Source organism: Spirosoma soli, from assembly GCF_042684525.1.
GTDB lineage: Bacteria > Bacteroidota > Bacteroidia > Cytophagales > Spirosomataceae > Spirosoma > Spirosoma soli.
This window is the reverse complement of record NZ_JBHULN010000023.1, coordinates 14797-31174: the sequence shown is the minus strand read 5'-3', so window position 1 is coordinate 31174 and position 16378 is coordinate 14797. Positions and strand designations below refer to the sequence as shown.

At 46.7% G+C, this 16378-nt stretch carries 12 protein-coding genes; 7 read left to right on the top strand and 5 right to left on the bottom strand.

From position 1 onward, the window contains the following. Positions 1-35 precede the first annotated feature (35 nt). From ACFSUS_RS25370 to recF, 5 genes are all read right to left on the bottom strand, one after another. Positions 36-3476 carry an efflux RND transporter permease subunit gene (locus tag ACFSUS_RS25370; protein WP_381527186.1) on the bottom strand — a complete coding sequence of 1147 codons (3441 nt, stop codon included), beginning with the start codon at positions 3474-3476 and terminating at the stop codon, positions 36-38. Between the two features lie 106 nt (positions 3477-3582). Next, positions 3583-4713 (bottom strand): efflux RND transporter periplasmic adaptor subunit, encoded by a 1131-nt coding sequence (locus tag ACFSUS_RS25365; RefSeq protein WP_381527184.1) that lies wholly within the window; start codon positions 4711-4713, stop codon positions 3583-3585. Positions 4714-4738: 25 nt separating this feature from the next. Next, positions 4739-6397 carry a TolC family protein gene (locus ACFSUS_RS25360; RefSeq protein WP_381527182.1) on the bottom strand — a complete coding sequence of 553 codons (1659 nt, stop codon included), beginning with the start codon at positions 6395-6397 and terminating at the stop codon, positions 4739-4741. 16 nt (positions 6398-6413) lie between these two features. Continuing rightward, the gene (locus ACFSUS_RS25355) at positions 6414-7169 is read right to left on the bottom strand and encodes a TetR/AcrR family transcriptional regulator (protein WP_381527180.1); all 756 of its coding nucleotides are present in this window, start codon (positions 7167-7169) and stop codon (positions 6414-6416) included. A 118-nt stretch (positions 7170-7287) separates the two neighbouring features. Then, positions 7288-8406 (bottom strand): DNA replication/repair protein RecF, encoded by a 1119-nt coding sequence (recF, locus tag ACFSUS_RS25350; protein WP_381527178.1) that lies wholly within the window; start codon positions 8404-8406, stop codon positions 7288-7290. A gap of 244 nt (positions 8407-8650) precedes the next feature. Here recF and pdhA point away from each other — a divergent pair, with 244 nt between their 5' ends. The 7 genes from pdhA (at position 8651) to mfd (ending at position 16365) form a co-directional block, all read left to right on the top strand. After that, complete coding sequence (gene pdhA / locus ACFSUS_RS25345) at positions 8651-9709, top strand: pyruvate dehydrogenase (acetyl-transferring) E1 component subunit alpha (protein ID WP_381527176.1); 1059 nt, start codon at positions 8651-8653, stop codon at positions 9707-9709. A 150-nt stretch (positions 9710-9859) separates the two neighbouring features. Then, a complete protein-coding gene (locus ACFSUS_RS25340; protein WP_381527174.1) occupies positions 9860-10798 on the top strand; it encodes a ring-cleaving dioxygenase in 939 nt (312 codons plus the stop codon). 78 nt (positions 10799-10876) lie between these two features. Continuing rightward, entirely contained in the window at positions 10877-11527 is a 651-nt protein-coding gene (locus tag ACFSUS_RS25335; RefSeq protein WP_381527171.1) for an alpha/beta hydrolase, read from the top strand. Positions 11528-11560: 33 nt separating this feature from the next. Then, a complete protein-coding gene (locus tag ACFSUS_RS25330) occupies positions 11561-11857 on the top strand; it encodes a muconolactone Delta-isomerase family protein (protein ID WP_381527169.1) in 297 nt (98 codons plus the stop codon). A gap of 36 nt (positions 11858-11893) precedes the next feature. Beyond that, the gene (locus ACFSUS_RS25325) at positions 11894-12445 is read left to right on the top strand and encodes a ribonuclease domain-containing protein (RefSeq protein ID WP_381527167.1); all 552 of its coding nucleotides are present in this window, start codon (positions 11894-11896) and stop codon (positions 12443-12445) included. Further along, positions 12442-12891, top strand: a complete 450-nt coding sequence (locus tag ACFSUS_RS25320; RefSeq protein ID WP_381527165.1) for a barstar family protein — start codon at positions 12442-12444, stop codon at positions 12889-12891. Before ACFSUS_RS25325 ends, ACFSUS_RS25320 begins: the two co-directional genes overlap by 4 nt. Before the next feature lie 105 nt (positions 12892-12996). Continuing rightward, positions 12997-16365, top strand: a complete 3369-nt coding sequence (gene mfd / locus ACFSUS_RS25315) for a transcription-repair coupling factor (RefSeq protein ID WP_381527163.1) — start codon at positions 12997-12999, stop codon at positions 16363-16365. The last annotated feature ends 13 nt before the right edge of the window (positions 16366-16378 follow it).

Sequence of the window (16378 nt, the reverse complement as noted above, 5' to 3'; positions counted from 1 at the left end):
GTTAGTAGATTAAGCTGTTAATAATCACTTAAGCGCTACACCAATTCTTCCTGAGGCTGGTGTTTACGCATTTCCAGAGCCGGGTCTTTTTTACCGAACCACTTCATCCGAATCCGTTCGTTGATCCAATACATACATGGTACGATGACTAGTGTTAGCACGGTCGAGAACGTTAATCCGAAGATAATTGTCCAAGCCAGAATATTCCAGAACACAGCGCTGTCGCCACCCACAATGATGTGTGGAGCAAACTCTCTAAATAATCCAACAAAGTCGACAGTGAGGCCCAACGCCAGCGGAATCAAACCTAAAACGGCAGCTGAAGCGGTTAGCAACACGGGAGTCAAACGAATACCGCCTGCTTCAATGATGGCTTCGCGCAACGGAACACCCCGGCCACGCAGCTCTTCAATGAACTCGATCAATAAGATACCGTTCTTCACCACAATACCGGCCAGGGCAATAATACCCACACCCGACATGATTATTGAGAACGTTTTATCGAAGATGATAAAGCCTAAGAATACCCCGATGAACGATAAAAGAATTGTGACAAAAATGATGATCGGCTTCACCACTGAATTGAACTGAGTGGCCAAAATCAGATAGATCAGCAAGGCTGCAATACCCAGCGCCGATACCAGGAATAAAAACGATTCCTGTTGATCTTCCTGCTCGCCACCCAATTTAACCGTATAGCCGTTTGGTAATTCCATCTGGTTAATGACCTCCTGCTGAATCTGCTGGTTGATCTCGTTGGCGTTGAAGCCTGGCACTACGTCTGAGTTCAGCGTTACTAACCGCTCCTGATTCTTACGGTTAATTTGGCTAAACGTCGTTGAATAGCTAATATTAGCTATCGACGTAATTGGTACCTGACGTAGCTGACCACCCGAGTTCATGTCACGATACACGACGTTCAGACTCAGTAAGCGGTCGATCTGGCTACGATCATCGGGTTTGAGACGTACCATGATTGGGTACTCATCTTTTGGATCACGAAACTTTGAAATCTCGGTTCCAAACAGCGCTGTCCGAATAGTCAGTGCTACTTGTGAAGACGAAATACCTTCACGTTCAGCCTTGTCCCGGTCAATATCGATAACGATTTCGGGCTTGTTTGTAATCAGGTCAGACTTTAACTGGTCAATACCCTGAATGCCAGCCCGCGTAATGCGTTGACGAATCTGTTTTTCCAGATCGTTCAGCACTTTAAAGTCGTCACCGGCTATTTCAATGGCGATTGGTTTACCCGTTGGTGGCCCGTTAGATTCCCGCTCAACAGAAATCTCCGTTCCGGGAATACCCTGCATAGCCGTACGTACTTTGCTCAGGATCGAGTCAGTAGATATGCCATGCCGCTCTTCGCCCTTCACGAAGGCGACTGTCACTTTCGATTTCTGAGGTGTAGCCGCTCGGTCCGGATTGGTAGGATCACCCGCGTTTTTACCAACGTTCGAGATAACAGAATTAACGATGTCCTCGGCTTTATTATCCTTCAACACCTTAAACACCCGCTTTTCGATCACCTTCGTTACGGAGTCCGTCACGCGAGCATCCGTACCCACGGGCATTACGTTGTAAACGTACACGTAATCTGGCTCACCACTGGGAAAGAAAATTACCTTAGGTTGAGCAATACCGAGCAAAAACAACGTAAAAATGAACAAGCCAACCATCGCTAAAACCGCCCACACAGGACGCCAGCCAACCAACAAAAACGAGATTACCTTGCGATACCCATTTTTGAGCTTCGGTAACAAGCTCTCCTGGAATGGAATAATCAGCTTGGGCGTCAGTACGTAATGATTAAAGACGTACAGAACCGCAAAGAAGACCAGTAAATTACCAATACCACGATCGATAACGTACCCGATACCGGCCAGTACAGTCATGATAATTAGCGGGCGCTGTATCTCTTTGAACGTTGGTTTTTCAACATGGCCTCCCTCGTCATGACGTTTCATGAACGACACGGCAAAGACGGGGTTGATGACGTAGGCAACGAACAGCGATGAGAATAGGGTGAGAATAAGCGTTAAGGGCAGAAACTTCATGAACTCACCCACAATACCTGGCCAGAATAACAATGGGAAGAACGGCGCAATCGTCGTGAGCGTACCTGATAACACAGGTATGAACACTTCGCCAGCGGCTGCCTTTACGGATTGTTTAATGTTCCAGTTCTTATTCTCATTGAAGAGTCGGTGCGTGTTCTCAATAACCACAATGGCATCGTCAACCACCAGACCAAGGCCCAGCAGGAAGGCAAACAATACGATGGTGTTCAGCGTAAACGCCGTTCCAACCACCGGACCCACAACGGGCATCAGGACGAACGCAACCAAGGCTGAAAGTGGCACCGATAAACCGACGAATATGGCGTCGCGGACTCCCATAAAGAACATAAGCACCAACACCACGAAGATAAAGCCGAGCACAACGGTGTTAACCAGATCATGCAAGTCAGCCCGTGTCCGTTCCGATTGGTCAGCCGTTACTTTAACGTCCAACCCTTGCGGAAAACGCTCCTGCTTATACTCTTCAATCGTTTTTTCGATATTATCCGATGCAGAAATCAGGTTAGCACCTGCCCGCTTAATGACGTTCAGTGTCACAACCGACTTGTTATTCAGTCGTGCAAAGTCCTGCTGTTCTTCAAAGCTGTCAGCAACGTCAGCGATGTCACCTAGCCGCACAGTTGCTCCGGTTGCGGTACGAATCTGCAGGTTTTGAAGCTGGTTCACGTCGGTAAATTCGCCTTTTACCCGTACAGTCCGGCGTACACCATCAACGTTCAACTCACCCCCCGATACGTTAATGTTTTCGCCCTGAACAGCCTGCTGAATATCGGTAAACGCCAGACCAGCCGACTGCATCCGGGGTAGATCAACGTTAATTTGAATCTCCCGCGTTAGAGCACCCACAATATCTACCCGGCGGATCTCGGGCATGGCTTCGATAGCATCCTGTAAATCTTCAGCGTATTCTTTCAATTGCTTCAGTGAGAAGTTACCGGCCATGTTAATGTTCATGATCGGAAACTCGGAGAAGTTTACGTCCTGCGCCGTTGGGCCCGCATCAAGCTTTTGCGGTAGATCTGGCTTAGCTTTATCAATAGCATCACGCACCCGTTGTAAAGCCTCCGCTGTTTGTACATCGGGGTTAAATTCCACCAAGATAACCGATACGTCCTGCAACGCATTTGACTTGATGCGCTTAACCCCGGAAATGGACTTCAGCTGCTTTTCGATCTGTTTATTGATTGTATTTTCAATATCGGCCGGAGCAGTGCCAACGTACACCGTGTTGATGTACACCTGTGGCACCTTAATGTCGGGAAACTGCTCTTTAGGCAGGTTGTTGTAAACGAACAGCCCACCGAGTGTAATCAGAACGGTGAAAATGTAGATCGCCGTCCGGTTTTCGACGCACCAGTTGGTAAAGCCGAGGGTTTTATACTGTTCAAATTTCATCTGAAAACGGGTTTTCGGTTTTCGATCTTCGGTTTACTGTTTTCCGTGGGATGGTTCATGACCGTTTCGCATACTGAAAACAGTAAACCGAAAACCAAAAACTCATTTAAAAATTAATGGGTTGTCCGTCAACCAGATCCTGGTATCCAGCCGTAACAACTTTATCGCCTGCCTGCAAACCTTGCGTAATCGCAATTTTGCCCCCGTATGCCTGACCAGTCTTAACCGTCCGAGCCTTCGCTATTTTCTTATTGCCTTCATCGACAGCTACGTACACAAGCTGACCATTTTCCGTGCTTTGAATCAGGTTTTGATTGATTACGATTGCATTTGCCTGAGTTTGGTCGTTGATTTTCACCTGAGCCAACATATTCGGCTTCAAAGCGTTATCTGAGGGTAGGGGAGCCTCGATTGTGAATGTTCGACTCAAGGGGTCCACTGTGGTTGACACAAACGAAATCCGCGAATTCAATTCTTTGTTTATATCCGGAAAGCGAATTATAACCCCATCGCCTTTGCGAACGCTACCCGAATACGTATCAGCCACTTTAGCCACAACTTTAAGTTGCGACAAGTTTACAATCCGAACCAGCCCAACACCTGGTGCTGCAGATTGACCAATTTTTACGTTTACCTGATCGACCACACCTGATATAGGTGCCGTTACGTTAGACTGACTTAACTGCGCATTCAACGTAGACAACCGACGCTCCAGTGACTCCTTGTTGTTCTTGGCCTGGAGGTACTGAATTTCGGTACCAATCTGCTGTTTCCAGAGGTTCGCCTGTTTTTCGTAAACTGTGTTAGCCAGCGATAACTGCGTTTTAATCTCTGCAATTGACTCGCGTAGAAGTTGGTCGTCGATTTTAGCGATCGTTTGTCCAGCCCGCACATTATCGCCTTCTTTTACGTAGACTGCCGTAACTACTCCGCCAGACTTTGGCGAAACCTGTACGTTATTCTTCGCATCGATAGTGCCTTGCAGTTCAACGAAGTGGCGAAACGTTGTTGCGGCCACGGGTGCCACCGTTACATCTTTAGAACGAATCTCGTTGGACTTTTTAGGGTCTTGTTTCGCCAACTCGGTTTCCAGCGTCTTAATCTTCGTGTTCAGTTCGGTTTGCTGCGACTTAAGCTGGGCAAGCTCTTCTCGTTTGCTTTGCAAATCCGATTTCTTCTCACCTCCACAAGCGATTAGCAGACTTGTTGATAAGGCTATTGCGTAGTATGCTTTCATTGGTAAAGTTTTCAAGTGATATAATTTAGTTTCCCGTGTAAAGCCGGCCAAGCGCTCTGTCCTGGTCAACTTTAGCAATAAAGAAATCGTATAAGGACGCGAAGTAGTTAGTTTGAGCTTCCCGAAGCGATGCTTCTGCATTCAGCACTTCAATGCTCGACCCAACACCTTCTCTATATTTAATGCGGGTAACACGGGCAATCTCCTGCGCCAGATCGCGGTTGCGTTGCTGGGTCTGGAGCGTTTGCAGTCCATTGTTAAGCACAATACTCGCCTGACGGATTTGCAGATCAATCGAGTTACGCAGCAGCTCACCACTATTCTGTGCTTTCTGCAACGTGATGCGCTTTTGCTCAATCTGGCTTCTTTTCAAAAATCCGTCAAAGATGGGTACCTGCAAACTCAATCCTACCGTCGAAAAGTTAAGCCAGGGATCTGTAACGAGTTGACTAAAAACGTTACGTCCACTGTTGTACCCGTAGTTGATAAAAGCAGCCAGCGATGGATAGTAGCCTTTCTGTGTTAACTCAATATCCTGTTCGGCCAGTTTAATCTGCGTTTCCAAAGTCGAATATTCAATACGACTTGGATAGCGGAATGTCGGGTCGGGCGCTACCAGTGGACGAAGGTCATCAACGTTACGGTCTTGTAGTTGTTCAGCCAGCACAATCTCATCGTTGATACCCAACCCCATTTGAAACTTAAGCAGCGTATAACTCAGATCAAGCAGATTCTGTACGTTTTGCCGTTCAGCCTTCAGGTTATTCGCCTGTACCTCAAGCCGTTGCACATCTAATTTTTCAACGAAACCCTGTCGATTAAGCGCCTGCGTTTCGTTGAGCGTTGTATCCAAACGAGCAATGTTGAAATCGAGTAATTTGGCCCGCTCCACGGCTACCAACACCCCGTAATACGCTTTTGCAACCTGCTCAGCCACGGTAACTTTAGTCGCCTGCAAGTTTCGTTGAGCCAGCTCGCGATAGGTAGCCGCAGCCCGCAAACCGACATTCAGACTGGCGCTGTATACGACTTGGTTTAAGCTAACTGATGCATTACCTGAATAGGGAACACCAAATTTTACAGCAACGGAAGCATCCGCGGGAGCAGAAGGATCAAACGTATTAGCTGGTAAAAATGCCTGTTGAATTATCAAATTGTCCGTCAACGACGCACTGGCTGCAATTTGCGGAAGGGCTGACGATTTTACTTCGCGAATTCGCGCTTCGGCACTCACCGCATCGAGTTGTCCATTACGGACGCTAACATTCTGACGAACAGCAAAGTCGATGGCTTGCTGTAACGTATACGTACGGCCCGTACCTTGCTGGCCATTGGCCGTTAGCCCTGTAGGCGCTGGCCCCAACCCAGAGTTAAACGTTGAAATGACATTAGGCTGGAGATTGACTGGCCCTTCTGCCGGATTCAATGCGGGCGTACTACCTGTTGTGTTGACCCCAGGTTGCGAAGGCACTGCCACACCGGTGCCGGGTGTAGTACCCGGTTGCGCCACCACCGCTCCGGTTCCGGCTGGCTGCTGGGCACCTGGTTGCTGACCACTAGCGGCTGCCCCGGTAGGTTGCTGTCCGACGGATGGCTGGGTAGGAACCTGGGCAAACGCCACCATCCCGAACCAACCTGCCGACAACCATAGCGCTGTTGTACGAAGTATATAGTTTGTTTTCATAGACAATAGGTTGTACTCATTCTACTTTACTTACAAATTGATTATAGACGTTAAAGCCCTTTTCGGTGAGCATGCCCCGTACGAAATGATGGGTCAGTTCGCGCTGAACGTCGAGCATATTATATTGGTCTAGAGGAAAGATGTCATTGTTAAAGGCCAACTCGATTTGCTCTACTCGCAAACGAGCTAAAACGGCCGGATTTATGTCACTCCTGTACAATCCTTGATTTATACCATTTTGTATATTTTCAAGAATTGATTTCATTAAGTATTGTTCTTTGTGCTGCTTAAAGAGAGCAAACGCCTGCGGATAGTGACGCCTGATGTCAATGATTAAGTTAGGGCTAACCTGGTCGGTACTTTTGCGCATCATCTCCAACACCATCATAATTTCCATGACCGGATTGTCATACTTACCTACCATACAGTGCATTTCGGAAACATCTTCGTTTATCTTCCCTTGAATTACTTGAGATAAGATATCTTCTTTGTCACTGAAATGTAGATAGATTGTCTTCTTAGAAATCCCTAGTCGCTTAGCAATGTCTTCCATTGTCACCGACCGCACGCCATACTTCCAGAATAGCTGTTCGGCCTCTGACAAGATTCGCTCCTTCATCCTGAAATAGAACTTTTTCCAGGTGAACTCCGGAAACTCAAAGATAGTTCGCAGTTTCCAGTTTATCTTTTCGTTAATGACGAACGGCCTAAATAGGGGTGTGAAGTGACCATAAGACCCGATGAACTTCGGACTTAAAAGGGCTTGAGACATGATGTTCGGATACAACCTAGCCCAGCGTCAAAGACCTCATGTGCTTTTTCCTAGATCATAGCAAAGAGGGTCGGCTATGTAAACCTTTGGAGTGTTTTAGTAATAAGGAAGCAAAGAGCTAGCTCCGTCCAGTTTCAAAAAATCGAACGTCGGCTTTAACTTGATGAAGAAGCTCACGAGTGCGTTCTGGCCGGGCGTCAGTGATAAAAAGCTGCCCAAAGGCGCCCTCATCCATACGTTGAATAAGCTTACTAATTCGTCGGTCGTCGAGCTTATCAAAAATATCGTCCAGCAGCAGGATTGGTTTGATGTCTTTCTTAGCTTCTAACTGGTCGAATTGGGCCAGCTTTAATGCAATCACAAACGTTTTTTGCTGTCCCTGCGATCCAAACTTCTTGAGCGGAACCCCGCCGATGATAAAGCTATAATCATCTTTATGAACGCCCATCGTTGTACGTTGAAGTACCGTATCGCGACGACGAAAATGCCGAAACTCGCTGGCGAAATCAGGATTGCTTACTTCCGATTCGTATACGATGTCTACAGCTTCGCGCTCTTCGCTCAAATAAGCGTAGTGCTTTTGAAAGCTTGGCAGAAACTCCAATACAAATTGCTGTCGCCGATCATGAATTCGCTGGCCGATCTCCAGCAAAGGCTTATCGTATGTATCCAGTAGATCATTATCGACCTGATTTCCGGTCCGGCGATCTGGCTCGGCAAAAAGTTTTAATAAGCTGTTACGTTGCTTCAAAACTTGCTGATACATTAAGTAATCGCGCAGGTAATCAGGATCGAGTTGCGACAAAACGCCATCAAAAAAGTGCCGCCGATCTTCGCTATGTTCACGCACGAGGTCGGTATCGTTAGGCGCCATTAGCACGACTGGAAATCGACCAATGTGTTCGCTAACGCGCTCGTAGGGCTTTTTGTCAGCCATCAACACCTTCCGTTGCCCGCGTTGAAGGCTAATCGTAATCTGCACGGGCCGCTCGTGTCCAGGCTGAGTATCCTCCTCGAAAATGCCGTCAATAATGAAATAATCAGCGTCGTGCAGGATACTGAGCGCATCCTGGCTCTGAAACGCACTTTTGCTGAGTGCCAGGAAATAAACTGCGTCTAACAGATTGGTTTTACCGCTGCCATTTGGGCCCACAATTACGTTCACTTGTCGTCCAAACGTGTACCGAATGTCTTCGTAGTTTTTAAAATTAGTTAGACTCAGCTTTTCAAGGTGCATACGTATGGCTCATAACGCGAGATTGCGTAATTTCGCGGCTGTCAGGAATGTCATTTACAAGCATTCATGGTCATTGTTGTCATTCATATTTTGAACGAACAACAGCGAATGACGATGAATGACCACTTGGTGACTATTTAATGACGTTTATTTGTTGGCAACAAAGATACGGCCGGTTTGTTAGGTTAATTGACCTCATAGACGGTCAGCACAGCGATTGCTGATTTTATCGAACTCATTCCTCATGGCAAGCGTCAAAGAGAAATCCGAGCGGGGAACCGCCAAACAGAACGGCAAGGCTCCAGCAGCTGCAAAAGCGCAGCACCCGAAGGAGCGGTATATGTACTGGTATGAGTCTATGCAGTTGCAGCGGAAATTCGAAGAGAAAGCCGGGCAACTCTACGGACAGCAGAAGATTCGGGGCTTTTGCCATTTGTATATTGGTCAGGAAGCTGCCTCGTCGGGGTCATATTCGGCTCTGACAAAAGATGATAAATGGATAACGGCTTATCGTGACCACGGCATTCCACTTGCCCTCGGTTCTGATCCGAAAGCCGTTATGGCGGAGTTATTCGCTAAGCAAACGGGTTCATCGAAGGGTAAAGGCGGCTCGATGCACATCTTCGACAAGTCGGTAAACTTCATGGGCGGCCACGGCATTGTTGGTGCTCAGGTTCCAATGGGAGCAGGCATCGCTTTTGCCGAGAAATACAACAAGACCGGCAACCTTTGCATTTGTTTTATGGGCGATGGCGCTGTTCGGCAGGGAGCGTTTCACGAAGCCTTTAACATGGCCATGCTCTGGAAACTACCTGTCATCTTCGTTGTTGAAAACAACGGTTATGCCATGGGAACGTCGGTAGCTCGTACATCGAACGTAACAGACCTGTACACACTGGCTGAGGCTTACGACATGCCGTCGGAGCCGGTAGATGCCATGGATGTTGAGGCAGTTCACGAAGCCGTTAGCCGCGCGGCAGAACGTGCTCGTGCCAGCGAAGGGCCAACTTTTTTAGAATTCCGCACGTATCGTTACCGGGGCCACTCAATGTCCGATCCTCAAAAATACCGCTCGAAAGAAGAAGTTGAGCAGTATAAGCAGCGCGATCCAATTGAACAAATTCGCACCCGGATTTTAGAGCAAGGGATTGCTTCAGAAGATGAGCTAAATGCAATTGATCAGAAAATTAAGGGGATTGTAGATGAATCGGTCAAATTTGCCGAAGAATCACCGTATCCTCCAGCAGAAGAAGCATACAAAGACGTTTATATGCAGCCCGATTATCCGTTTCTGATGGAATAATCAGCACTCGTTTATCATAAAAAGTTCGGAGCTTACACTTCGGACTTTTTTTATGGAACAATTTAGCCATATTAAATGTATATACATCAAATGTAATTACATATAAATCTCAAATTAAAACATTTTTAACCATTTCTAACTTTCAGACGCATGGAAACCCTCATCAATGGCCTTCATCACGTTACAACCTTAGCCGGTGACACACAACGTAACGTAGATTACTACACAGACATTCTTGGCCTACGCCTAGTCAAAAAAACGATTAATTTCGATGCACCAGATGTGTATCATCTTTACTACGGTAACGAAACTGGTTCACCCGGTACAATCCTGACGTTCTTTCCGTATGGTGGCATCCCGCGCGGTCGTAAAGGGGCTGGACAGCTAACATATACTGCGTTTTCAGCGCCAACCGCATCCTTGAGCTTCTGGATGGACCGCTTGCAGGAACGTAACATTCCTTACGCTGGACCTTACAAACGCTTTTCGGAAACGTATCTGCGGTTCGAAGACTTCGACGGTATGGGCATTGAATTGGTTTTCAACGATGAAGATCAACGCCCGGCTTGGGACAACGGCCGTATTCCAGCCGAATACGCGGTACGTGGTTTCCACACAGTTACCCTGAACGAAGCGAATCCTGATCGAACAGTCAAACTGCTTACCGAGACAATGCAACACACATTAGTAGGGGAGGAGGAAGGTCGTTTTCGGTTCAAAGCTGGCAATGGCGGGCCTGGCAATTACGTAGATGTCCTTCATTCCTCTAACGAACCACGGGCATTGCAGGGTGCGGGTTCGGTTCACCACGTCGCATTTTCGACAGACACTGATGAAACTCAACTTACTATTCAGCAACACTTGCTTGATGCGGGCTACCACGTAACGCCAGTTCAGGACCGGAATTACTTTCACAGCATTTACTTCCGGGAGCCGGGTGGAATTCTTTTTGAAGTGGCTACAAACCCTCCAGGATTTGCCGTTGATGAGCCAGTTGCAGAGTTAGGTACTAACTTGAAACTACCTCCTCAATATGAGCCCCGTCGCGCTACACTGGAAGCTGAGTTACCCAAAATAGAGGTTAAATAAAACCAGAGAGAAGGAGGATACATAGAGAATACATAGAAAGATCTCTGTATTCTCTATGTGTTTAAAAACTGTATTCGGATGATTCATAACCCTAATAATATTCGTACCGCCGGGAAGCCACTTGAAGAAGCCAGTAAAGTGATGGTGATGGTTCACGGACGCGGAGGTTCAGCGCAGGATATCCTGTCGTTGTCGCAATACATAGAAGACGAAGATTTTGCCTTCATCGCTCCCGAAGCGACTAACAATACGTGGTATCCCTACTCATTCATTCGGCCCTTAGAGGAAAACGAACCCTCTTTATCGTCAGCTTTGCAGGTTTTGGCCAGTCTCCGTGCTCGTTTGCAATCGGACTTCAACTTCAAACCGCCACAGATTCATTGGTTTGGCTTCTCCCAGGGCGCTTGCCTGATGCTGGAGTTTGTGGCTCGTAATGCAATGGAATATGGAGGAGTTTTTGGCTTAAGTGGTGGTTTGATTGGTCCGCCAGGTACTCCACGGCGTTATGACGGGTCGTTTAATAAGACTCCAATCTTTTTGGGATGCAGTGATACAGATTCGCATATTCCGAAAGAGCGTGTTCTGGAATCAGAGGCCGTATTTCAGGTCATGGGCGCCGACGTAACGACTAAACTGTATCCAAATTTTCCGCATTCGATCAACGAAGATGAGCTAAAGATTGTTAACTTGCTTATAGCTGGGGGCAGTCAGGAGGGATTGGCCGCCTAACTGCCGCTGGGCTCACATTCAACAATACTGCTTATGAGCCAATATATGGTAGAATTCGACCTTCCGAATGTAATGGACGAAGGTTTTGCGAACCGCATCCCCGCACAGCGGCTTAAAGTGGAAGAGTTGATGGAAAAAGGCTTTCTGCTCTCTTACTCACTATCAGTAGATCGGCAGAAACTTTGGTGCATCTTCAAGGCTGATTCGGAATTAGAAGTTATGGAATCGATTTCTGAATTTCCACTCATCAAATACATGACGCCAATGATTACTGAGCTGATGTTCCATAACATGGTCGCAGCTCGAATTCCACTCTTCTCACTAAATTGATACAAACCAAGCCCTCATAAACAGAGGGCTTTTTTTGTGGACGAAGAGTTTTTAATCAACTTTGGCTCGTTATTAAACGGAGCCATGGTTACCTATTCCTTTCGCTGTTTCTGGTACATTACGTTACTACTCCTTTTTTTACTCAGTACCGGCTGTCGTACCGACCAACACGAGCGTACAACCGAAGCCGCTCAGTCTCAGAACAAGTCGGCAGGTAGTCATACAAAGCACCATCGACATCACCGGCACAATCAAAAATCTGCTGAAAACAAGTATCAGGCTCAGGAGTCCTTAACAACAACTGATGCTCAGATAGGCGACGTTCCGGCAAAGGTGCTGGAGGTGCTAGATTATATTCGTCAGAACGGGCGCGCTCCTAATGGCTACGTTGGCGGGCGCACATTCGGTAATTTTGAAAACCATTTACCTAAAACGGATGCATCGGGTCGACGAATTAGATACCAGGAGTGGGATGTTAATCCAAAAATAAAAGGGCAAAACCGAGGTGTTGAACGCTTAGTTACTGGTTCAGATAACCGGGCGTATTTTACCCGAGATCATTACAACTCATTCATTGAAATCAAATGACACCAAACGTATTTATTAGTCAGTCTGAAAGCGAACTAGAAGCCCATTTTTCCGACTACTTCATTGCTCACATCGACGGACGAAAGACGCTTACACTCCGGCAGTTTTATGAGGAAATGGCTGATCTGCTCGAAATACCTGATTTTGGTTTCAATTTGGATGCGCTCAATGATTCGTTAAATGATCTGCAATGGCTTGAAGACCAACGGATTGTTCTGTATTTCACCAACACCAATGACTTGATTAGCAAAGAGCGCGATCCAGCCAAGATGGGCAGTGTATTAAACATCCTCGACGCAACCGCGGAAGACTGGAAATGGGTTGATGATGAGGACGAAACAACTGATAAAAAGGAGATCGTCGTCGTTTTTGAAGACAGCCCCCGTATCCGAAAGGCGCTCGATCAGGAAAGCATTGACTACGCTATGCTGGCGGATGTGAACTAAGCTTATAAACTGCAACAAATTTCCTTTAGCTGCTGTTAACCTAATGCCGCCGGAACTAGCCTTCCAGCGGCTTTTCGTGTTAGAAAATTACAACCTGAACATAGCTTGAAACCAGATGAGTTGCTCGGCCTTTATGCCGACGATAGTTTTATAAAATTGCTGGCTGAGCCCTTTAGTCGCAAGCCGTCCAGCGATCCGCAACGGCTTCAGGTCAAAGGGTTGGCCGGTAGCTTAGACGCTGTATTTGCATCGACTATTTTTAAGTCGGTTGGAGGAAATCATCTGTATGTTTTGACTGACCGAGATGAAGCTGCTTACTTCTTCAATGACTTGCAGAATTTGTTGGGTCGAGAGGTGTTGCTGTTTCCGATGTCCTATAAAAAGCCGTACCAGTACGAGGAAATTGAAAACGCCAACGTACTAATGCGGGCTGAGGTACTTAACAAGCTTAATCCGGCTCCTAAGGATGGCTTATTAATGGTAACGTATCCAGAAGCTTTATCGGAGAAAGTTATCAACAAACGATCGTTACAGGCCAATACGCTGACGATTCGGGTGGGGGAGAAGCTTGACACTAATTTCGTATCTGAACTTCTTCAGAACTACGAATTTGAAAAAACTGATTTCGTCTACGAAGCCGGTCAATTTTCGGTACGTGGTGGAATCATTGACGTATTCTCGTTTGCCAGTGAATTCCCATTTCGAATCGATTTGTTTGGCGACGAGGTGGAAAGCATTCGCAAATTCAATCCGGAATCGCAGTTATCAACCGACCCCGTTGATTTTATCAACATTATTCCGAATATCCAAACTAAGCTAGTTGAAGAAACCCGAGAGCCATTTTTTGACTTCTTACCCGAAGCCACTACGATTTGGGCGAAAGATGTTGAGTTTACGCTGGAAATAATTGAGAAGTGCTATGAGAAAGCTGAACAAAGCTTCGCTTCTATAGTGGCTAATAGTGGCGGTATTCAAGTCGTTTCAGACCCTGGCGATTTGTTTGAAACCCGCCGGACTTTCCTTAACGAGGTAAAGCGATTTCGAACGGTAGAATTTGGTCGCAAGTTTTATTTCAAAACCGAAGGCCGTCAACAATACAATTCCAAGCCTCAGCCGTCATTTAATAAAGATTTCAAGCGACTGGTTGATACGTTGGGCGAAAACCAGTCGAAAGGCTATACAAATATTATTGCGGCTGAATCGTTCAAACAGCTCGATCGACTACGAACCATTTTCGAGGAACTTGACCCGTTCGTGAAGTTTCAGCCTATGAACATCGGTTTGCGTGAAGGTTACATTGATGATGCACTCAAAATAGCCTGTTTCACGGATCACCAGATATTCGACCGATACTACAAATACCGCGTTCAGGACAAGTTTTCCAAGTCAAAAGCGCTTACCCTTCGGGAGTTAAAAACACTCCAGCCGGGAGACTATGTTACGCACGTTGACCACGGTATTGGCCGATTTGCGGGTCTTGAAAAAGTAGACCATGCTGGCAACGAACAGGAGGCCATTCGTTTAATTTACCGCGACAACGACATTCTGCTCGTTAGTATCCATAGTCTGCACAAGATCGCTAAATACAGTGGTCGTGAAGGTGGTCCGCCAACGATGAGTAAGCTTGGCTCGCAGGAATGGGAACAGAAGAAGTCACGCATCCGGAAGCAGGTTAAAGATATTGCCCGGGAATTGATTGCTCTGTATGCCAAGCGTCGCACGGCTCCGGGTTATGCGTATAGCCGTGACAGTTTCCTACAGGCGGAGCTTGAATCGTCGTTCTTATACGAGGACACTCCGGACCAAGCCAAGGCTACTAACGATGTGAAGGACGACATGGAACGTCCACACCCAATGGACCGATTAGTGTGTGGCGATGTAGGTTTTGGCAAGACCGAAATTGCCATTCGAGCTGCTTTCAAAGCCGTGACGGATAATAAACAGGTAGCTGTGTTAGTGCCAACGACCATTTTGGCCATGCAGCACTTCAAGACATTCACAGACCGAATGGCCGACTTTCCAGTGAAAATTGAGTACATAAATCGCTTTCGGACGGCTACTCAGACAAAAGAGATCTTAAAGGGCGTAGCTTCGGGCGAAATTGGCATTCTCATCGGTACGCATCGGATCGTTAATAAAGACATTAAGTTTAAAGACTTAGGTCTTTTAGTTATTGACGAAGAGCAGAAATTTGGCGTAAAGACAAAAGATCGCTTGAAAGAAATGCGCGTTGAGGTAGACGTATTGACACTTACTGCTACGCCGATTCCCCGAACGCTCCATTTCTCGCTCATGGGTGCTCGTGACTTATCGGTTATTGCAACACCACCGCCAAATCGCCAGCCTGTTACAACGGAAGTTCATCCGTTCAATGAGGCAACCGTTCGCGATGCTGTCAGTTACGAGATTCGACGTGGTGGGCAGGTTTTCTTTGTTCATAACCGTGTTAATGACATTGAATCAATTGGTAACCTAATTATGCGCCTTGTTCCGGAAGCACGTATCGGCGTAGCTCACGGACAGATGGAAGGCGATAAGCTGGAGCGCGTAATGACTCGTTTCATTGAAGGTGAATATGACGTTCTGGTTTCGACCAACATTATCGAATCAGGACTGGATATTCCGAACGCGAATACGATCATTATTAACAACGCTCACTACTTCGGCCTGTCTGATCTTCACCAGATGCGCGGTCGTGTCGGACGTTCTAATCGTAAAGCGTTTTGTTATTTGATGACGCCACCGCCATCTGTACTAACCGCTGATGCTCGTAAGCGGCTTCAAACCCTCGAAGACTTTTCAGATCTTGGCGAGGGCTTCAAGATTGCCATGCGTGACCTCGACATTCGGGGAGCGGGGAACTTACTAGGGGCAGAACAAAGTGGTTTTGTAAATGACCTTGGTTTCGAGATGTATCATAAGGTACTAGACGAAGCCGTTCAGGAACTGCGAGAGAACGAGTTTAAGGACTTATTCGAGACAAAACCTGGCGATTTTAAATTGGCCCTTCCTGATACAGTCATTGAAACCGATTTACAGGTCGTTATTCCCGAGCGATATGTGTCTAACATATCAGAGCGACTGGCGCTGTATACCCGTTTAGACAGTATTCAAAACAACGAAGAGCTTCAGGCGTTTCGGCAAGAAGTGCTTGATCGCTTTGGGCCGATGCCTGAAGAAGTTGAGAACCTGATTAAGATGGTTAATGTACGCTGGAAAGCTGAGCAATTATACCTTGAAAAACTGGTGCTTAAGAATAATATCATGAAGGGCTACTTCGTTTCTAACGGGAATGATAACCGGACTGCGGACAGTTTCTTTAAATCCGACCAATTTGGCAAGGTAATTGACTACATCAAGCGAAATCCAACCAAATGTTCGTTAAAAGAGTCGAAAGGCAGGCCCATTATTACACATGTCGACGTGTATTCTGTCGAGCAGCTAAATGAAATTTTGGGTGCGTTAACGAGTTAATCACAATTTTTGC